The 19,878-nt window shown below is 60.6% G+C and carries 18 protein-coding genes and 1 pseudogene; 8 read left to right on the top strand and 11 right to left on the bottom strand.

The genetic code is table 11. The features are described 5' to 3' along the window. Position 1 precedes the first annotated feature (1 nt). Complete coding sequence (locus OVY48_RS00160; protein ID WP_037473598.1) at positions 2 to 961, top strand: fumarylacetoacetate hydrolase family protein; 960 nt, start codon at positions 2 to 4, stop codon at positions 959 to 961. A 287-nt stretch (positions 962 to 1,248) separates the two neighbouring features. Here the strand turns inward: OVY48_RS00160 and OVY48_RS00155 are convergent, their stop codons facing one another. The 4 genes and pseudogenes from OVY48_RS00155 to OVY48_RS00140 all read right to left on the bottom strand — a co-directional run bounded on the left by OVY48_RS00155 (position 1,249) and on the right by OVY48_RS00140 (position 2,943). After that, the gene (locus tag OVY48_RS00155) at positions 1,249 to 1,650 is read right to left on the bottom strand and encodes a type II toxin-antitoxin system VapC family toxin (RefSeq protein WP_037473599.1); all 402 of its coding nucleotides are present in this window, start codon (positions 1,648 to 1,650) and stop codon (positions 1,249 to 1,251) included. Between the two features lie 3 nt (positions 1,651 to 1,653). Further along, positions 1,654 to 1,887 (bottom strand): antitoxin, encoded by a 234-nt coding sequence (locus OVY48_RS00150; protein ID WP_037473601.1) that lies wholly within the window; start codon positions 1,885 to 1,887, stop codon positions 1,654 to 1,656. A 260-nt stretch (positions 1,888 to 2,147) separates the two neighbouring features. Beyond that, positions 2,148 to 2,545, bottom strand: a pseudogene (locus OVY48_RS00145) (IS5 family transposase); the annotation flags it as partial. Continuing rightward, positions 2,542 to 2,943 (bottom strand): hypothetical protein, encoded by a 402-nt coding sequence (locus OVY48_RS00140; protein ID WP_313921597.1) that lies wholly within the window; start codon positions 2,941 to 2,943, stop codon positions 2,542 to 2,544. The gene OVY48_RS00140 and the pseudogene OVY48_RS00145, both read right to left, overlap by 4 nt. 96 nt (positions 2,944 to 3,039) lie before the next feature. Here OVY48_RS00140 and OVY48_RS00135 point away from each other — a divergent pair, with 96 nt between their 5' ends. Together OVY48_RS00135 and OVY48_RS00130 are read left to right on the top strand one after the other, a co-directional pair. Continuing rightward, entirely contained in the window at positions 3,040 to 4,239 is a 1,200-nt protein-coding gene (locus tag OVY48_RS00135) for an IS256 family transposase (RefSeq protein WP_145206734.1), read from the top strand. 112 nt (positions 4,240 to 4,351) lie between these two features. After that, positions 4,352 to 4,966 (top strand): hypothetical protein, encoded by a 615-nt coding sequence (locus OVY48_RS00130; protein WP_156106121.1) that lies wholly within the window; start codon positions 4,352 to 4,354, stop codon positions 4,964 to 4,966. A gap of 122 nt (positions 4,967 to 5,088) precedes the next feature. On the opposite strand, the gene OVY48_RS00125 is transcribed toward OVY48_RS00130, so the two are convergent. The 3 genes from OVY48_RS00125 to OVY48_RS00115 form a co-directional block, all read right to left on the bottom strand. Further along, positions 5,089 to 6,227, bottom strand: a protein-coding gene (locus OVY48_RS00125) for an IS3 family transposase (RefSeq protein ID WP_148648459.1) whose coding sequence is annotated in 2 segments (ribosomal slippage) — positions 5,089 to 5,960 and positions 5,960 to 6,227 — 1,140 coding nt in all. Because the reading frame shifts where the segments join, the coding sequence is not laid out codon by codon here. Between the two features lie 161 nt (positions 6,228 to 6,388). Then, the gene (locus tag OVY48_RS00120; protein WP_313921595.1) at positions 6,389 to 7,222 is read right to left on the bottom strand and encodes a ferredoxin--NADP reductase; all 834 of its coding nucleotides are present in this window, start codon (positions 7,220 to 7,222) and stop codon (positions 6,389 to 6,391) included. Beyond that, positions 7,219 to 7,590 (bottom strand): hypothetical protein, encoded by a 372-nt coding sequence (locus tag OVY48_RS00115; protein WP_037473612.1) that lies wholly within the window; start codon positions 7,588 to 7,590, stop codon positions 7,219 to 7,221. Before OVY48_RS00115 ends, OVY48_RS00120 begins: the two co-directional genes overlap by 4 nt. A gap of 264 nt (positions 7,591 to 7,854) precedes the next feature. Here OVY48_RS00115 and OVY48_RS00110 point away from each other — a divergent pair, with 264 nt between their 5' ends. The 5 genes from OVY48_RS00110 (at position 7,855) to OVY48_RS00090 (ending at position 16,752) form a co-directional block, all read left to right on the top strand. Beyond that, on the top strand, positions 7,855 to 10,326 hold the full coding sequence (locus tag OVY48_RS00110; RefSeq protein ID WP_037473613.1) for a TonB-dependent receptor: 2,472 nt from the start codon (positions 7,855 to 7,857) through the stop codon (positions 10,324 to 10,326). Positions 10,327 to 10,364: 38 nt separating this feature from the next. Then, positions 10,365 to 11,570 carry a cytochrome P450 gene (locus OVY48_RS00105; protein WP_152542803.1) on the top strand — a complete coding sequence of 402 codons (1,206 nt, stop codon included), beginning with the start codon at positions 10,365 to 10,367 and terminating at the stop codon, positions 11,568 to 11,570. A gap of 143 nt (positions 11,571 to 11,713) precedes the next feature. Further along, entirely contained in the window at positions 11,714 to 14,122 is a 2,409-nt protein-coding gene (locus OVY48_RS00100; RefSeq protein ID WP_037473616.1) for a TonB-dependent receptor, read from the top strand. A gap of 6 nt (positions 14,123 to 14,128) precedes the next feature. Beyond that, entirely contained in the window at positions 14,129 to 16,366 is a 2,238-nt protein-coding gene (locus OVY48_RS00095; protein ID WP_037473618.1) for a molybdopterin-dependent oxidoreductase, read from the top strand. Next, complete coding sequence (locus tag OVY48_RS00090) at positions 16,363 to 16,752, top strand: DUF4345 family protein (protein ID WP_037473619.1); 390 nt, start codon at positions 16,363 to 16,365, stop codon at positions 16,750 to 16,752. The genes OVY48_RS00095 and OVY48_RS00090 overlap by 4 nt, the downstream gene beginning before the upstream one ends. Here the strand turns inward: OVY48_RS00090 and OVY48_RS00085 are convergent. Genes OVY48_RS00085 through OVY48_RS00070 form a run of 4 tightly spaced genes read right to left on the bottom strand, consistent with a single transcriptional unit; the run spans position 16,744 to position 19,864 of the window. Then, complete coding sequence (locus OVY48_RS00085; RefSeq protein ID WP_037473621.1) at positions 16,744 to 17,088, bottom strand: hypothetical protein; 345 nt, start codon at positions 17,086 to 17,088, stop codon at positions 16,744 to 16,746. The genes OVY48_RS00090 and OVY48_RS00085 overlap by 9 nt on opposite strands. Continuing rightward, positions 17,085 to 18,323: an aromatic ring-hydroxylating oxygenase subunit alpha gene (locus OVY48_RS00080; RefSeq protein ID WP_037473622.1), complete on the bottom strand. Its 1,239-nt coding sequence runs from the start codon at positions 18,321 to 18,323 to the stop codon at positions 17,085 to 17,087. The genes OVY48_RS00085 and OVY48_RS00080 overlap by 4 nt, the downstream gene beginning before the upstream one ends. Next, complete coding sequence (locus OVY48_RS00075; RefSeq protein ID WP_052027557.1) at positions 18,320 to 18,973, bottom strand: glutathione S-transferase family protein; 654 nt, start codon at positions 18,971 to 18,973, stop codon at positions 18,320 to 18,322. Before OVY48_RS00075 ends, OVY48_RS00080 begins: the two co-directional genes overlap by 4 nt. Before the next feature lie 33 nt (positions 18,974 to 19,006). Continuing rightward, on the bottom strand, positions 19,007 to 19,864 hold the full coding sequence (locus tag OVY48_RS00070) for a helix-turn-helix transcriptional regulator (protein ID WP_052027558.1): 858 nt from the start codon (positions 19,862 to 19,864) through the stop codon (positions 19,007 to 19,009). Positions 19,865 to 19,878 lie beyond the last annotated feature (14 nt).

Here is a 19,878-nt window from a genome sequence, read left to right as displayed (position 1 = left end):
GATGCGTCTTGCTACCCTGTCCAACGGCACCCCTGACGGCGCACTGGTCGTCGTTTCGCGCGACGCGCAACGTTTCCTGCCCTCCAACGGCACGTTGCAACAGGCAGTCGAGCGCTGGACCGAGACCGAACCGGTCTTGCGCGCGTTTGACCGGCGGCTGGCGCGGGGCGAAGGCGAGCCGCTGGACCATGATTCCCTGCTCGCGCCGCTGCCGCGCGCTTGGCAGTGGCTCGACGGTTCTGCCTTTCCCCAGCATGGTGTTTTGATGCAGAAGGCGTTCGACCTGCCGCCGATCGAGACCAATCGTCCGCTGATGTATCAGGGGCTTTCCGACCGTTTCCTGCCTGGTCATGCCGATGTCGCCCTTCCCAGCGAGGCGGATGGCATCGATTTCGAGGGGGAATTCGGCGTCATCACGGACGCCGTTCCGATGGGCATCGCGGCGAGCGACGCGCTGGCCCATGTGAAGCTAATCCTGCTCATAAACGATTGGTCCCTGCGTGCCATCGCGCCCGTCGAAATGAGGACCGGGTTCGGCTGGATCCAGGCCAAGCCGGCCTGCTCCGTGGCGCCCTATGCCGTCACACCCGACGAGCTGGGTGATGCATGGGCGGAGGGTCGGGTACATCTGCCGCTCAAGGTGACGTTGAACGGCGAATGGTTCGGCCATCCCCACGGTCGAGAGATGCAGTTCGGTTTTCATGATCTGATCGCCCATGCCGCGCGCACCCGTCATTTGGTCGCGGGCACGATCATCGGATCGGGTACTGTGTCAAATGCAGATTATCAAACCGTCGGATCGTCCTGCCTTTCGGAGAGGCGGGCCATCGAGGCGATCGAAATCGGATCCGCAGTGACCCCATTCATGCATTTTGGCGACCATATTCATATGGAGGTCGCGGGCACGCACTTCGGACCGATCAGCCAAAAAATCGTGCCCCCGTCCTTGCAACCCGGTTAGCAGCAACATCGCCCACCTACCTGGTGCAACGTTGTACGCCTGACAGCTCTTGATCAGTTGACGGCAGTGGGGGCGTCAATATTGCAGTGCGAGCGCTTCCTTGGCTGGCTACTCTTCAGGCGTTGCTACCATCTTGTTTCGACGCCGATCGGTGAGATGTCCCAGTTTCGTTCTTAAACGCGGCCAACTTCGTCTAATGCCGCAATGCAGACCGAGGACGAAGTCGCAATCCATGCCTTAAACGGACCGAAAAAATTTTCGCTGATGCAGTTAAATTGCTGGCAATATCATGATGAACGTAACCAGTTTGCGATGGTCAGTCCGGTAACCCGCTGAAATTCTCTCACGTTGTCCGTCACCAGCGTGACTCCGAGACTTAGAGCATGTGCGGCAATCAGCATATCGTTGCCGCCAATAGGTTGGCCACGCTTTTCCAGGTCTGTGCGCAACCGCCCGTACTCCATGTCGGCATCGTCGCCCAGCGGTAGCACCGGCACGAGGGAGAGCACCGCCTCAAGCTGCCGGGTTAAGCGGTCGGATCCACGGCGCTCTGCGCCATAACGCAACTCGCTGGCGACAATGATGCTTGTCGCAATCTCTGCTTCTCCGACAACCGCGATGCGATTTGCAATTACGCCTTGAGGGTGCCGAATTAGGTCTGATAGGATGTTCGTATCGAGCAGGAACATAGGTCAAAGAACTACAGGTTCAGGTACGTCATCGTTGATCGAGCCAAAATCGTCCTCGATTGGCGAAAGCGTCGCCAACAAGCCGAGCAACGACGTTCGGGGGGCGGGTTCAATGATAATGCGCGAACCTTCTTTGCGCATTATAGCGTCATCACCCGGAAGTTCGAATTCGCGGGGAATGCGGACGGCCTGACTACGGCCGTTCTTGAACAGTTTCACGTGACGTTCGACACCCATAGCAGCTCCTTGGCCTATGCCCTAGCATATGCCAAACACTTTGGCGACCCAATAACGGCTCGACCACTGGTGAGGATGTGGATCGGCGTCGCAGGGGATTTCTGCCTTGGTGCGGTACAACTATCTGAAAAGACACCGAGAAGGGGATATCGGCGGGTCATGATCGGCGCTTATCAGGACCCCAGCTTCGGATGTTTTCTCATTGAAATACAGTGGTATGGAAGTAATTTTAGGGGGTTCCGCTTCGGCGCCGATCCACACCCTTGCGCATCGACGACCGCGTGGATTTTGGTCGTAAGCCCGCCTCGGGAGCGACCGAGGCAATGATCTCGATCCCCCTTTTTGCCGTCGCGGCCTGCTGGTGGGCCCGAACAGAGGTGCTGTCGATCATCTGGATGTCGCCGTCGTGCGCAGCGGTGATGGCATTCATCATCCGGTCCCAGACGCCAGCCTTTCGCCATCGCACGAAGCGGTTATAGCAGGTGGTGCGCGGCCCATAGCGCTCGGGAAGATCGCGCCACGGAGCACCGGATCGCAGCACCCAGAAAATGCCGTTCAGGACGCGTCGGTCGTCAACACGCGGAACGCCTCTGGGCTTGTTGGGCAGCAGCGGCTCGATCACGCGCCACTCAAAATCGGTTAGGTCATATCGGCTCATGCCGCCGCTGAATCACAAGTCGAAGCGAGACAAAACCCATTATGTGCTATCCGGCGTGTATCCAGGTCAAAGGCAGTGTTGAAATGAGCGAGTGGCGAGATGTTCACGTTGGCTTTGAGGGCGACGGTGTGAAAATCAGCGGCATTGCAGTCTGGCAGCAAAATTGGCGACGCACTGGGGAAGAAGCCATTCAACTCCCTCATCCAAGCTACCAGCATCAGCGCCATCGGTTCGATATTTACGAGGTCGGGCCTACAGATAGCCCAATCCGCTTCGCGGCTGGCGAACTCTCCAACGGTGTATGGGGCTTCTACATCCCAGCCTGAATCGCGTTTGGTCGTGTCCCAGGAGGTGGTGTAGGTTTTGAGGGTAGCGAAGCTGACCGGACGCGCGCTCATCGATAAAGCGCTGTAGCGGCCGGTCAGTTTCGCGGGTGGTCACCGGCGAACTTCGGATAAGTTTGGGTTGCGAAGCTCAACTTACGGAGACCTCCGATGACCAATGACAAGATGGACCTGCACGCTCTGGTTGGGAAGACAGCCGACGGCGATTTTCTACGCGACATGATCGGCTTTGCCGCGCAGCGGCTGATGGAACTGGAAGTGGGCGGTGCGACCGGCGCTGCCTATGGTGAAAAAGATCCTGAGCGCCTCGCGCAGCGCAACGGCTATCGGGATCGGGACTGGGAGACGCGAGCAGGGACGGTCGAGCTGCGGATCCCCAAGCTGCGCAAGGGAACATATTTTCCAGGGTTTCTGGAGCCCCGCCGTATGGCAGAGAAGGCACTGACGGCCGTCATCCAGGAAGCTTATATCCAGGGGATCTCGACCCGCTCTGTGGACGATCTGGTCAAAGCCATGGGCATGAGTGGGATCTCAAAGAGCCAGGTCAGCCGACTGTGCGTGGAGATCGACGAGCGGGTGAAGGCCTTTCTCGATCGTCCGATCGAAGGCGACTGGCCCTATCTCTGGATGGACGCGACCTACATCAAAGTGCGGCGAGCCGGTCGCATCGTCTCTGTCGCGGTCATCATTGCCGTTGGCGTTAACAGCGATGGCCGGCGCGAAGTGCTCGGCATGGCGATCGGTCATTCCGAAGCGGAGGTCTTCTGGACCGAGTTTCTACGCAGCCTTGCTCGTCGCGGTCTGCGCGGCGTGAAGCTGGTGATCTCAGATTCCCATGAAGGCATAAAAGCCTCCGTCGCCAAAGTGTTCAGCGCCACCTGGCAGCGATGCCGGGTTCATTTTATGCGCAATGCGCTGGCCCATGCCGGCAAGAGTGGACGCCGGGTCGTGTCGGCATTCATCGCCACCGCTTTCGCCCAGGAAACTCCAGAGGCCGCAAAGGCCCAATGGCGTAGCGTCGCCGATCAATTGCGCCCTACCGTGCCAAAACTCGCTACTCTGATGGACAGCGCCGAGGAGGATGTGCTGGCCTACATGACCTTCCCAGCCCAACACCGCACGAAGTTGCACAGCAACAATCCGATCGAGCGGCTCAATGGCGAGATCAAGCGGCGCACCGATGTTGTCGGTATCTTCCCCAACGAAGAGGCGATTACCCGTCTCGTCGGCGCTATCCTTCTGGAACAGAACGACGAATGGGCCGTCCAACGCTGCCGCTACATGACACTTGAGAGCGTCTCAGGTTTAAGCGATAATCCCATCATCACGTTGCCTGCCATGGCAGCATGATCAATCCGGCTTAGCCGGAGGTCGCTGTGGCTATCCCAGCGAACCTACACCACGCTGTGGGACACGATCTCGCGTTTATGGGTTCACGACCTAGATGGCGTGGAGGTCACAGATGGCAACTTTGGCTGAACCGCTACCTGGATATGGGCGGGATGACCGGTTCTTTTTAAATATGGCGATCGCGATGGCTTTGACCATCGTTGCGGGCTTTTCCCTTCAGGCGGCGACAGGTCGCTCGACGTTTGGCGCGCCGCCGCTTGTCCACCTTCACGCCTTCATCTTCTTTGGTTGGGTGGTGCTGTTCGTTTCCCAAAGCTTCCTAGTCTCACGGGGTTCGATCGCTCTTCACCGGCGGCTCGGTTGGGTAGGCGCTGGGTGGGCCAGCGCCATGGTTCTCGTCGGCATATATACGACCATAGAAATGACGCGAAATGCCGCCACGCCGTTCTTCTTCCTTCCCGCATATTTTCTTGTCATGAACATCCTGTCGATCCTCTGCTTTGGCGGATTGGTCGTCGTGGCGATATCGATGCGCAAGCGGATCGAATGGCACCGGCGTTTGATGTTTTGCGGCATGGCCATCCTGACCGGACCAGCCTTTGGTCGCCTTTTGCCGATGCCGCTGCTTGTCCCATATGCAGAATGGGGCGTTTTCGCCGCAGTGATGCTGTGGCCGTTGATTGCGATCGTTGCGGATCGTCGCCGCCGAGAGAGGTGGCCGGGTTGATTTGAACAGGGATCTGCAACGGTTAAGTGGATCGTCTGCCGGTTTCATCGAACTGCCGATATGGGGCGTCATGTCGGGAGGGCGTAGCCGACCAGAGTGACGCCCCATATCGGCGGCCAAATTCAAGCTGCCATCAACATGGGCAGGTTGTCAAAATAGGTCTGGTCCGGCGTCTTGGCAGCAAGGCTCGAATGCGGCCTCCTACTATTGTAGAAGCTCAGATACCGACCGATCGATGATCGGGCTTCGCTGACCCCGCCGTAGGCGTGCAGATAAACCTCTTCGTATTTCACCGAGCGCCACAGGCGCTCGACCATCACATTGTCGCGCCATGCGCCCCGACCGTCCATGCTGATGGCGATTTCTTCGCGGAGCAACACGCTGGTGAAGGCCATGCTCGTAAATTGGCTGCCCTGATCGGTGTTCAAGATCTCCGGTTTGCCGAAGCGCGCCAGAGCTTCCTCCAGTGCCTCGACACAGAAGTCGGCTTCCATCGTGATCGACACCCGCCAGGCCAGGACCTTGCGGCTGAACCAGTCGACGATAGCCACGAGATAGACGAACCCCTTCGCCATCGGAATGTAACTGATGTCGGTCGCCCATACCTGATTGGGCCGTACGATCGCCAGCTTGCGCAGCAAATAGGGATATACCTTGTGCCCCGGCGTCGGCTTTGAAGTGTTCGGGCGGCGGTAAATCGCCTCGATCGCCATCTTCTTCATCAGCGTAGCTACATGCTGGCGGCCGATCTTCATGCCTTCCTGCCGCAGTAGATCGCGCAGCATGCGACTGCCTGCGAACGGAAATTCCAGGTGCAACTCGTCGATGCGCCGCATGATCGCCAGATCAGCCTCCGAAACCGGTCTGGGCAGGTAATAGACGCTGCCCCGGCTGATCCCCAGTTCCCGCGCCTGCCGCGCCAACGGCAAACTGTGCGAACGATCGATCATCGCTTTGCGCTCGGCAACAGACCGGCCTTCCCGAGCGCGCCGGCCAAAAAATCGTTCGCCAGCGTCAACTCGCCGATCTTGGCGTGCAGCGTCTTCACGTCAATCGCCGGCTCGGCCGTTGCCGACGCATTGTCCGAATCAAATACCCCGGCCGCGCCCTCCAGCAACTGGCTACGCCACGTCGTGATCTGGTTTGGGTGCACGTCAAACTGCTGCGCCAACTCGGCCAGCGTCTTCTCCCCCTTCACGGCAGCCAATGCTACCTTCGCCTTGAAAGCCGGGCTGTGATTCCGGCGTGGTCGTTTGCTCATTTCTACTCCTGTCACGCGGCCATCCTGGCCGCCGTCAGGCAGAAAATCCACTCATCTCAATGTCCAGATTTCCCAGGCCACCTCTGATGCCCGCCGAGCCGAGGCTAGGCCGATCTGAAGCCCATCTATAAAAATGGCAAGTGACCAGCATCCCGCCGTTATTAACCGACAAAGGCTCGTTCGATCACATAATCGCCCGGCTTCGCGTTGGAACCTTCGATAAAGCCCCGCGCATCCAGCAGGCGAGCGATATCCTTGATCATGGCCATGCCGCCACATAGCATGATGCGATCGGTCTGGACCGAGAGCGGCGCACCACTCAGTCCAACCTGCGCGAACAGGCTGCCATCTTTGATCATCGTTGTGATACGCGCGTTGCAAGTAAAGGCTTCGCGCGTGACCGTGGGCAGATAGGATAGTTGCACCATTGCCGGTTCCGATACCAGCGGATCATCCTGCAGGCCGGATTCCAGTTCCGCACGAAACGCCAGGTCGTTTGCCTGCCTGACGCTGTGGACGACGACCACGCGCTCATAGCGTTCATAGACGTCGGGGTCGCGGATCAGACTGAGGAACGGCGCCAGCCCGGTGCCACTCGACAGCAGCAACAGCCGGTTGCCAGGCAACAGCGCGTCAGTCACCAATGTGCCCGTGGGCTTGCGCCCAAGATATATCTGGTCACCGGGCCGGATATTCTGCAATCGCGACGTCAGGGGGCCGTCCTCCACCTTGATCGACAGAAATTCCAGTTCCTCGGCATAGGCAGGGCTGGCCACCGAATAGGCGCGCAACAGCGGTTTGCCACCCTCGCCCGCGAGTCCGATCATGACAAACTCGCCGGACCGAAACCGAAAGCTCGCCGGGCGTGTCACCGAAAAGCTGAACAACCGGTCGTTCCAATGGCGGACTTTCAGGACAGTCTCGACCGACAGGGCGCTGGTCGCGGTCAGTTCTATCTTGTCGCTGTGTATCGCGAGTTGGTCCGAGGCGGTCATGCCGACATCGCCGGATGGAAATAGCGGGCCAGGAAGGTGCCGTCCTCGCCGAAATGATATGTCTCAAGGCTGTGCACTGTGACGGGATGGCCATTCATCATGCCTTCGTTCCGTACGCAGGCCGCGGCCTCATGCCCGTTCACGATCAGTTCGACAAATGTCAGCTTCCAGCCGACATAGCGGTCGAACAATTCCCCGATCAGGTGCAGCCCCTCCTGACGATCGCTACCCACCGGGTCATCGATCAGCAGCCCGCCTGGCGCGATGTCACGGTAGGCGGCGATGAAGTCGTCACGCTGACCCTGATTGAACATATCAAGTTGATGCCGGAGAAATGCTTCGATCCGGTCTGCGTCGAGCGTTGCCATCTGTATGTCCTTTTTAGCGGCCCGCAGCCGCTGTTCTGATTGCTGGAACGATCTCTGACCATGGGAGAAAGGGCGGGCAAGGCGACAAGCTATCGCCGGAATGCAATAGGCTATCGTTTCGCAACAATCATGTGACGCGGAAGCGGCGCGGCTATCGCCGACCCGCGTTTCACTATCGATGAACCGTGCCACCCTTTCCTAAGGTAGGTTGTCATCCCATCGAAATGTCGCCTGTCCGCCATCAATAAAGATATGTGGGAGAGAATGATGAAAACGTCCAAACTGATGGTGGCGACGATGCTGTCGGGCCTGCCTGTCGCGATGGCTCAGCCTGCGCGGGGGCAAGTCGCACCACAGGAAGCGGCGCAGGAACAGTTCAGCGGCATTCAGGATATCGTCGTCACCGCGCGGCGGACCGAGGAAAGCCTGCAAACCACCCCGCTGGCCGTCACGGCATTGGGCGCTGTCGCGATTCAGCGCGCGCAGATCGTCAGCGTGCAGGACGTGCAGCGTGTCGCGCCCAGCGTCGTCATATCGACCGGCTCTGCCTCGACGTCCGGCTTCGCATTCGTGTCGATCCGCGGCCAAGGCAATCTCCAGCCGCTGATCGCCAACGATCCGGCGGTCGCGACCTATATTGACGGCGTTTATATCGCCCGGCCTTCGCAGGGCCTGACCGATCTGCACGATCTCCAGCGGCTCGAGGTGCTACGTGGTCCGCAGGGCACGCTGTTTGGTCGCAACACGACGGGCGGCGCGATCAACATTCTGTCCAAGGATCCTGTCGATCGGCTGGAAGCCAGCCTGAAGGGCGAGGTCGGCAATTATGCCTATCGGGATGTTGAAGCCGTTTTGAACGTGCCGCTGGCAGAGGGCCTGGCCGCGCGTGTCGTCTATGATTTCCATGATCGCAACGGCTATGGCTACAATGCCCGGCTGAACCGCGACGTGGGCGATCAGAAAAGCCATTTCCTGCGCGGCAAGCTGAAATATGAAAATGACGGGTTCGACGTCACCCTGAGCGGCGATTATAACAAGATAACGGACATGGGCCAGCTTGCCCAGACCGCCGGGTTCAACCCGCTGTCGTTTCAGGGGCCGCTGGCAGCCTTTGCGCCCGGCCTGGCCAGCGCGATTCACACGGAGGACAATTGGTACACGACCTATGCAGGTGGGCTGACGCGGCCCACGACCAACCCGACCTTCGCCACGCTGCCTGCCGACATCCAGGCCAAATACAGCCAGTTGCCTTTCGACAAGCTGGTTGCCTATGGCTTTTCCGGTGTAGTCAACATCGACATTGGCGAGCACAAGCTCAAATCGATCACCGCCTATCGCTATTCGGATTCCGACGGTCTGATCGATCTCGATGGATCGCCATCGCCGGTCCTTGCCGTATTCGGCGGCGCGCATTCGGAATCCTATTCGCAGGAACTTCAAATGTCCGGCAATATCACGGATCAATTGAGCTACATTCTGGGCGGATATGCGTCGCGCGAAACAGGTTTTGAATATTCCCAGTCGCAGATTTTTGGCGGGCTAATCCGCAACAGCTTCGGCGACGCGAAGAACACGACCAAGGGCGCCTATGCGCAACTCTATTATAATCTGACTGACAGCGTGCGTGCAGTGGGCGGCTTCCGCTACACCTGGGACGGGCGTGAGGTTGTCCTGCACAACCAGCAGGTGCTGGGCCTTGCCCCCAATGCGCCCGTCGCGGGCACGCCGTTCGGCGTGAACTGTAATCTGGTCAACCCGGACCAGACGCCAACGGCCACGCAATGCAACCAGACCCAGGCGAAGAATTTTTCCTATCCCGCCTGGAACCTGGGGCTAGACTGGCAGGCGAGCGACGACATCTTCCTCTATGTTGCCACGCGCGGCGCAGCTAAGGCGGGGGGCTTCAACATACGCGCCGGGTCGCTTCCCGCCTTCTCGCCGGAAAAGGTCAAGGACGTCGAAGGCGGCATCAAGGCAAGCTGGCTCGACAATCGGCTGCGCACCAATGTCGCGCTGTTCCACACCTGGAAAAGCAATGCGCAGGTGATCGTCAATGCCGTAGCACCGGGGGTCGGCGTCACCCAATATACCCAGAATAACGGCGACACCCGCGTCTGGGGGGCTGAGTTCGAGGTCGTGGCGGCGCCATGGTCGGGCATGGAGATTTCGGGCAATCTCTCGCTGCTCGACGGCAAATATAAGGCGGGGAGCATTTCCGAAGTGCAGCGGATCACCAGCGCCACGCCGCTGACAGGATGCGCCGCCGCGCCGCCGACCGCCGCCGGCGTCCCGCGCTACGACTGCACTGTCGACCTCAGCGGTCGCGCGCTGACGCAGCTGCCCAAGATCCAGTTCAGCATCGGCGCGACCCAGACCATCGCCCTGTCGACCGGCGACCTGATCCTGCACGTCAATTACGCCTATGTCGGCAAGCAGCATTTCAACCCGGTGGTGGCGTCGGACCAGCAGACCGCTGCGGTCAAAGCCGCCTACGCGCAGGAAAATGCGTTGGGTGAAACGGCAGGATATGGCCTGCTCAACGGCCGCATCGCCTATCAGCTCAACGATCCGAATATCGAACTCTATGTCTATGGCCGCAACCTGACAGCCAAAAAATATCTCAGCCGCCGCTTTTCCGATCTCTACCAGACCGGCGGCCTGGGCATAGCTGTCGACTATGCGGGCGACCCCCGCGTGGTCGGCATTGGTATGCGCTATCGTTTCGGCGCACAATAAAGCGTGCCCGATCGAAACCTGGACAAGAAAGGCTGCTCGTGATCGACCTTCCCGACAATGTTCCGCGCGAACTCGTGATGCCCTTTGCGCTTACGCCGCGTCGGACGACCACGGTCAATCCCTATACCGACATCATTCCCAGACTGCATGAAGGCCCGCCGATCTTCTACGGCACCGACGTGTTTCCGGGGCGTCAGCCAGGCTGGGTAGTGCGGCGCGCGGAAGACCTGCGGAAAATCTATGCCGACACTGATAGTTTCGGGAAACGCGGCAACACCGGCTTTGCCGCCGGGATCGGCGAAAGCTGGGACATCATCCCGACCGAACTCGACCCGCCCCGACACACCGGCTTTCGCAATGCGCTCAATCCCGTCTTTTCGCCCAAGCGGATGGGCGAACTGGACGGCAAGGTGCGGCTGCGCGCGCGGGAATATATCGACAGGTTCAAGGACCGGGGGGAATGCGATTTCGTCCGGGATTTCGCCATCCCCTTTCCGGTGTCGATCTTCCTCGACCTGCTCGGCCTGCCGCAGGAGGAGATGCAGCAGTTTCTCGATTGGGAATTTTCCCTGTTACACACCGACGACATGGAAGATCGGGTCAAGGGCACGCGCGCGGTCAAGGCCTATCTGCTCAACGCCATCGAAGATCGTCGCAAAAGGCCCGGCGACGACCTGATAAGCATCGCGCTCCAACTGGAATATGAAGGGCGCAAATGGACGCCCGAAGAGGTGTTCGGCCATTGCTTCAATCTGTATCTGGGCGGGCTGGATACGGTGTCGGCGAATATCGGCCTGCATTTCCAGCATCTCGCGACCCATCCGGCCGATCAGGATGCCCTGCGGCAAAATCCGGCGGGTGCCACCGTAGCCATCGAGGAGTTGCTGCGCGCTTATGCCGCTGTCACGACCTTCCGCATCTGCACCAAAGACGTGATGCTGCACGATGTCACGATCCGCGCGGGTGACCGGGTTGCGATGTCGACCCCTTTGGGATCGAACGATCCCGAAGCGTTCGAGGCCCCGACGCACATCCGTTTCGACCGCCGCCCTTCGCATCTGACCTTCGGCTATGGCCCACATCGCTGCCTCGGCGCACATCTTGCCCGGCGCGAGCTACAGATCGCCATGCAGGAAATGCTCGCCGCCCTGCCGGCTTTTACAGTGCAACCGGGGTTCGATGTGCCCTTCTATCTCAGCAACATCATCCATGTGGAATCGCTTCCACTGGTCTGGGCCAGATAGGTATGGCGCGCTCAGCGATAGCGTCTTTGCAACGAGCGATAGCAAAGGCGGTCGTGCCCCGGCGGCGGCTGCCCTAGTTTGCACCTGAGCACCACAGGCGATCCATGGATCGACACAGAAGGTGCCCAAGGGGAGATGAAGCTATGAGATCCGTCAAATGCCAGGTGCTTGCCACCAGCGCGCTGGCCCTGTTCGCGACCGCCGTACCTGCCTTGGCACAGCAGCCTGCCGACCAGCCTTCGGTCAATAGCGGGCTACAGGATATCGTCGTGACCGCACGCCGTCGCGAGGAATCGCTTCAGTCGGTGCCGGTATCGATCACCGCCATCTCCGCCGAGATGCTGGAGCAGAAATCGGTCCAGGATCTGAGCGATGTCGCCACGCTCACACCCGGCTTCCGTTTCTCGCAGGAGGGCGGCAAGAACCAGCCGACGCTGTCGTTGCGCGGCCTTGGTCAATTACCGATCGGCGAAGGGGTGCCCGCTATCGTCGCCTATTTCAACGATGTGCCCCTGTCCAAGGAGGGCGGCAATATTCCGACGTTCGACTTGGCCAATATTCAGGTGCTGAAGGGGCCGCAGGGCACATTGTTCGGGCGCAACACCATCGGCGGGGCGGTGCTGGTCAATTCGAAAAAGCCGACCTTCGACACCGAAGGCTATATCCAGGCCGGCTATGGGAATTTCGATTATAAGGAATTGGAGGGCGCGCTCAACGTGCCGTTGGCCAAAGATGTGGCGGCGCTTCGCATTGCTGCACAGTATCGCAACCGTGACGGCCGGACGAAGAACCTGACATCCGGCAATCCCGACCTGGACGACACCAACCAGTTGAGCTTTCGCGCGTCGTTGCTACTCCAGCCTACCGAAAATCTGACCAACACGCTGGTTTTCGATTATTTCCGCGCGCGGGAAAAGCCCGCCGCCGAAGTGCCCAATCGCTACAATGCCGGTGTGCTGTCAGGTATATTGGTCGGCGGCTTCGGCTTCGCGCCCGCCGACGCAGCTGTCTACGAAGCGGATCTTGCCAGCCTGTTTGCGCAGCAACAGGCCAACGGTCCCTACAAGGTCACTAACGAACTGGTCAACGATGGTAGCGGCCTGAAAGTTGCGGCCGATCGCCGGATCTGGGGCATCACCAATACCACCAGTCTGGAACTGGGCGACGTCACCATCCGCAACATTTTCGGCTATCGCGACGTCTATAATTATCAATTCGTCAATACCCAGGGCACCCGCCAGTTGATCGGTCCTCAAGGACGGCTTGTCATCTATCACACCGGCGCCGAAGCAAATAAATCCTTCCTCACCGACGAGTTTCAGGTGCTGGGCGACATGGGCCGCCTCAACTGGCTTGCGGGTGCCTTTTACAGCAAGGACAAGCCCACCGGCACCAACGTCAATTTCCCGCAGCAGTTCAGCTTCATCGACCTTTATGGCCCGGCGGTGAATTACAGCACGTCGCACTATACCAACAGCAGCTTCGCCCTGTTCGCGCAGCTGGGGTTCAAGATCACCGACAAGCTGACCGCCAACGCAGGCGCACGCTACACCTGGGACAAGGTAGAGGCGTGCGCGGGCAACAGCCTGGCAGGGGCGCTCAGTCAGCAGCAATGCGCCGATCAGGCTGCGCTTGGCTTGCCCGACGGCACTGGCATCGTGAAGAATAAGGGCGATTACGCGACCTGGACCGTGGGGCTGGATTATCAGGCAACCGACGACCTGTTCCTCTATGTTACGTCCCGGCGCGGCATTCGCGGCGTCAATGTCAACACGCCGCTGTTCGAAACGCCGTTCACGACGGGCGGCGTCGGCGCGTGCCTGGGCGGGGTCAATTGCCCTGACCTGCGACCTTACCAGGAGGTGAAGCAGGAACAGGTGACCGACGTCGAATTGGGTATGAAGCTCAACTGGCGCGCGGGCGCTATGAAAGGCCGCTTCAACGTATCGGCGTTCCAAACGAAGTATAAGGACGCGCTGCAATTCTTCAACGTCCGCCCGCTCGGCATTCCGCCGACGGCACCCGATCAGCCGACCCGGACCTCGCTCGCCATCAACGCATCCGACGCGACCGTGCGCGGCATAGAGGCCGAACTCGTGATCGAGCCAGCGCCCTGGCTGACGTTCAGCTTTGGCGGTGCCTATGTCGATCAGAAGGTCGATGACGTAAAGCCGTTCGGCCCGCTGACGCTGACCAAGAATGAAGTCACGCTCCCCACCCCCAAATTCTCGGGGACAGCCGCTTTACGCGCCGTGCTGCCGATCCGTCCGATGGAGGGGGAACTCGCCTTCAACGCCGACCTCTATCACACATCGGCCTATGACGCGCAGTTTGGTCAGCAACTGCCCGGCTATGATGTCGTCAACAGCCGCCTGGAGTTGAGCGACATTGGCGGGCGCGGCATCAGCATCGCGGCCTATGTCCGCAACCTGTTCGACAAACAATATCCGATCGGCCCGGCCGTGCTGCTCAGTTCCTTTCCGGCCAGCACCGTCTATTATGGCGATCCGCGCACCTACGGTCTCCAACTCACCTATCGATTTGGCAGCTAGGACAGCATGACGATGACCCACGACGGCGTACAGCACCGCACCTGCCCCCTGTGCGAGGGGATGTGCGGGGTTACCGTGACCGTGGAGGGCGGACGAGCGGCGACCGTCCGCCCCAACAAGAAGGATCGCTGGAGCCTGGGCCATATCTGCCCCAAGGGCACGACGCTGGGCGCGCTCCATCATGATCCCGACCGGCTACGCACGCCGATGATACGCGACGGGAGCGAGTGGAAAAGCGCTTCGTGGGAAGCCGCGTTCGATCGTCTGGAGACGTTGGTCGATGGAGTGCGCGAGCGCCACGGCCCCCATGCGTTCGCGGCCTATGGCGGCAATATGGCGGGCAAGGACGCCACGCTGTCGCGCTATTCGGGGCTGATGCTGGCGACGTCGGGCATTCAACAGGTCTATTCGTCTGGCACGGTCGATCAGCACCCCAAGAATTTGTCGGCCATGCTGATGTTCGGCAGTGAATGGAAAATCCCCATTCCCGATCTCGACCATACCGACCTGTTCGTCATCTTCGGCGGCAATCCGGCAGCATCGAAGGGCAGCATCTTTTCCCATCGCGACGTGATGGGCGCGATGCGGGATTTACGCGCCCGCGGCGGGCGAGTCATCGTGATCGATCCGGTCCGCACCCAGACGGCGCGATCGGCCGACCAGTGGATCGGTCTGAAACCCGGTAGCGACGCAGCCTTCATGCTGGGCATCGCGCATGTCCTGTTCGCCCGCGACGCCGTGCGGTTGCGGCACCTTGATGGGCTGGTCGATGGGCTGGAGACGCTGCGGGAGATCGTCACCGGGTTCAGCCCCCAATGGGTCGCCCATCATTGCGGCATCGACGCCATCGTCATCGAAAACCTGGCCGACGAATTGATCCGCACCGAACGATCCGCCATCTATGGCCGCATCGGCACCTGCACCCAGACGTTTGGCACGCTGGCGTCCTGGATGATCGACGTGCTGGCTATCCTGACCGGCAATCTGGACCGGCAGGGCGGCAGCATGTGGAGCCGCCCGGTCGCACCACTGGTGGACATGCTCGCGACGCTGCCTGCCGATATGCCGGTCGTCATGGGCAAGAGCCGGGTGCGCGGCGTTCCTGCGGTGCTGGGCCAGTTCCCCGCTTCCTGCATGGCCGAAGAGATCGCGACGCCCGGACCGGGCCAGATCAAGGGGCTGCTGACCTTCGCCGCCAATCCAGCGCTCAGCGCGCCGGATTCGGGCAAGCTTGCCGAGGCGCTGCCGCTGCTGGAATGCATGGTCAGCTTGGACAATTATCTCAACGAAACGACTCGACACGCCCATGTGATCCTGCCCAGCCCATCCTTCCTGGAAAGCGCGCACTATGACATGTGGTCCTGGGTCTTCTGCCTGACCAGCGGCGGCCATTATTCGCCACCGATCTTTCCAGTTACCGATCGCCCGGACCATTGGCGCGTCGTCGCGCGCGTCGGCGCGATCATCGGTGGGCAACCAAGTGCCGATATCGACGCCATGGACGATGGCTATTTCCGCGCACTCGCCACCGGGCGCGGGATCGATCCCGACATGGCGATCATGGCGCTGCCTAACCGTGGGCCGGATCGCATTTTGGACCTGGCAATTCGAACCGGCCCATTCGGCGATCGCTTCGGCACGGTAGCGGGCGGCCTGACACTCGACAGTTTCCGTGACGAACCAGACGGCCTGATCGTCGCGCCCGCCATCCCTCGCGCGCATGAGGGGTTTGAAACCGCGTCCGGCAAGATCGACCTCACGCCCGCCCTCATCCTGTCCGATCTTCCCCGGCTGGAGCGGGCCTTGGTCGCCAACAATCCCTCGCTCGTCCTGGTCAGCCGTCGCCATCTCCGCTCGCTCAACAGCTGGATGCACAACATCGATACGCTGGTGAAAGGCAAGGATCGCTGCACCCTGCAAATGCACAGCATCGACGCCGCCGCTCATGGGTTGGCCAATGGCGATATGGTCGCGCTGACCTCTGCATCGGGTGAAATCCATGTACCGCTGGAGATTGACGACGACATCCGCCCCGGCGTGGTGTCGATGCCGCACGGCTGGGGGCATCGCGATCCACAGACACAAATCGCGATTGCCCAGGCGCACGCCGGGGCCAACACCAATATCCTTAGTCCCGGCATGATGGTCGACGTCATTTCGGGCAATGCTGTGCTGAACGGCATTCCGGTTCAGGTCCGCAAGGCCGACCTTCAACCCTGCGAAACAATGGGAGCAACTGCGTGAGCAAGATATTGGGAGCCTTGTCCGGCGTGATCGGTTTCGCGCTTATCGCCTTCGGCATTTACGCCCTGGTCGCAACAACCGCCATTACCGATATGACCGCGCTGGACCCTAGGGGCGTGGCCGGCCTGAACGAAGCCCGCGCTATTTACGCTGGCTCGTTCTGGGCCATGGGCGGGTTGATCCTCTATGGTCTTGGCACGCCGCGTTTTCGGCAACCCCTTTTTCTCGCGGTGGGTGTGATCTTTGCAGGCTTCGTCGTCGCGCGGATCATATCGATCGCGATGGACGGCTATGCCCCGATCCTCTCGGCGTCGATCGGATCGGAAGTCGTGGCGGCGCTCATCCTGATCGCCGCGAGCCGGACCGCCCCTATATCCTCAGTCTGATAGCGCGGCCTGGCCGCCCACGGCGACAGTGTGCGGATAGGGCGCGCCGGGCAGGCGGGCAGCGGCGAAAAACTCCACCGCCTGCGCCGCCTCCACCAGCCCCAGCGCCACGCGATAGAGCCGCGCTTCGGCCGATGGCAGGGTGTCCGATCCGAACGCATCCAGATGCGCCATGATGTCGGCCAGTCGGGGGGCGGCAGCATCGTAAAACTGCTTCAGCGCATCGAATGGGATGTCCTGTCGCGCGCGATAGCGGCTTTCCATCGTCTCCAGTCCGATCCACGAATGGGCGAACGGTTCCAGATCGGCAAAGGCCGCGGGCAGGCTGGCACTCATGCGGCGCTCCTCATATCGGCCCGCGCGCCGTTCAAAACGGATCGGATTACCGCCGCGCGGTGGCGGGGCAACATTTCCGCCTCGCCATAATAGAAACTTTCGGTCGCGCCGGACGCCAGCCCCTTTTGCTGCCGCGCCATCACCATGAAATCCTCCATCCCCGAATCCCGCCCGAATGTAGTGGCCTGAGCGATCGCGAAGCGTTCGCTGGCCGTGATGGGGGCATGATAATAATAATGCGCTGTCCAGCGATGACTCTGCGCCGTCAGCGGCCAATGCTGCTGCGTGAACCAGCCGCCTGCGCCGGGATGGATCATGAAATTGGGAAATATCGCCAGCGACGCCGGTGTCTCAGCGCTTGGGTAGCCCTCGCCAGCCACACGTCCCGCCAATGCCCCCATCGCCTGCACCGCAAAGGACTGGACGATCCGGTCGGCGCGTGGTCGCCAACTCGGATTACCCTGCGACCAGCCTGCCGCGTGCGGCCCGGCAAAGGCCATCTTACGGAATTCGGAAAAGGGGTTGGCAGGCGTCACCGATATTTCGCGGATCGTCAGCGCGTGGACAGTGCCGACATGATAGCCTTCATATTGCGGATCCAGCCCCGCCTTCCAGTTGGCCGCGACTTCGTACGACAGGCTGTCCCGGTGGGTGAAGGGGGCCAGCGTCGTCGCCTCCAGCAGCGGCGCGATGCCGCCTAGAAACGCCGGGAGCGACAAGGCCGACAGCGGATCGAGATTGATGAACACGAACCCTGCAAATATGTCGATCGCGATCGGCGCCAACCCCAGGTCGCCCGCATCCAGAGCCGGAAAGCGTCGCTGGTTGGGGATGGCCTTCAAGCTGCCGTCCAGGCGGAAGGTCCAGCTATGATAGGGGCAGCGAAATGCCTCTGCCTTGCCGCAGGGGGCATCGGCGACCGGCATCCCGCGATGGCGACAGACATTGTGGAATGCGCGCAGCACCTTGTCCCTACCCCGCACGATCAGCACCGACACGCCGCAAATTTCGACATCGCGGACCACATAATCGCCTGGTTCCGGCACGTCCTCCGCCCGGACCATAAAAAGCCAGCATCGGCGGTATATCGCGTCGCGCTCGGCCGCATGTTGGGCCTCGCTCCAGAAGCTGTCCGCCGCTACACGACCATCGCGCAGGATCGCGGCGTCTGGCTGCATCACGCCATGTCCCAGATCGAAACCGCCGTCCGGCGTGGCCGACAATATATTGGTCATGCAACTGGCTCCCGCAGTCCCGCCTTGCCCGCCAGTCTATAGTCGCCGCCTCGCTCGATGCTCCGCCGGAACGCGGGACGGCCATGCAGCCTGTCCAGCCAAGTCACGATATGGCTATAGGCGTCGATCGGCATCAGCGTTTGCGCGATTTCCGGGATGAAGCTCATCTGGATATCGGCAGCAGAAAAATCCTCGCCGAGAAGAAACGTACCGTCGGCCAACGCATCGTCGATATAGGTCAGCGCCTTAGCCAGTTCGACATTGGCTGCTTCATCGATCGGACTGCCATCCAGACCAAAGGCGCGGGCATAGACCTTTATCATGATCGGGTTCATGCCGGACGACACCGCATAATAGAGCCATTGCCGATACCGTTCATGCGCATCCGTACCGGGCACTGGCGCCAATCGACCATCGCCATGCCGCTCGATGATATGCTCCGTAATCGCGCCCGATTCGATGACGATCCGTCCCTCATCCTCGATCATCGGCGATTTGCCGACCGGATGCAGCGCCTTGAGCGCGGGCGGTGCCATCATCGATACCTGATGCCGCTGATAAGGCACCAGATCATAGGGCAAGCCCAGTTCTTCGAGCAGCCATATCGTCTTCTGGGCGCGGGAGTCGTTGAGGTGATGTACGGTCAGCATTGTCGGTGACTTTCAATCTGGAGAAGGAGCCGATCAGCATCGCGTCCGATACTCGACCGGCGTCATGCCCGTCGTCTTGCGAAAGGCGGCCGTAAACGCCGCTGCGCTGGCAAAGCCGCAGGAATAGGCGACTTGCTTGACCATCAATTTCTGGTCGTCGAGCAACGCCTTGGCGCGGTTCAGTCGCTCCCGTGCGATATAATGGCGCAGCGTAACGCCCGTGGCGCGCTTCACCAGCGGTGACAAGGCACGCGACGTCACGCCACAATGCTGTGCCAGATCGACCACCGTGGGCAATTTGCCGCTTTCATGCAAAACCTGCCGCAACATCGTCATCTGGCCGGGCGAAAGGGTGCCGTCGCACTTCTGCGGCACCGGTTGCCCCAGCGTCGCCCGGCGTATCTCGCCGCAAATGGCGAACAGTAGCGACCGGACCATGAACCCGCTGTCGAGGCCCGGCGTGACGACCTCGTCAGCGATACGGGTCAGGCCGGCATGGAGGAACGGGCTATCGAGATTAAACTGATGGTCCCCGTCGAGACTGGAGAGGAACGATAGCAATTCGGGATAGTCAGCCAGTAATTCGGATCGAAAGCTACAGGATATGGTCCGAAGGCGGCCGCTGTTCCAGCGGGTCCGCACCGCCTGCCCTGGCGGCACGAGGATGACGGCATGAGACGTCACGAAGTTGCGCCCCGGACGTGCGCATTCGATATCATCCTCCCGGTACATTAGCCATTCCAGGAAGAATTGATCCGACAGGATTGTTGCTTCGCCAGGCTTCGACCATCGGACATTGTCGACCCGTACCGAATAATCCGGGTCCACAAGCGCGCCTTCCAGCATTCCGGTATAGAGCATTTCACCCCTGAAAGCCTGCTCCTGCTCCATGCGCCTATCCTCTT

Source organism: Sphingobium sp. SA2, from assembly GCF_032227065.1.
Taxonomy (GTDB): domain Bacteria; phylum Pseudomonadota; class Alphaproteobacteria; order Sphingomonadales; family Sphingomonadaceae; genus Sphingobium.
The sequence above is the reverse complement of the archived record's forward strand: the minus strand, read 5'-3'. Positions and strand labels throughout refer to the sequence as shown.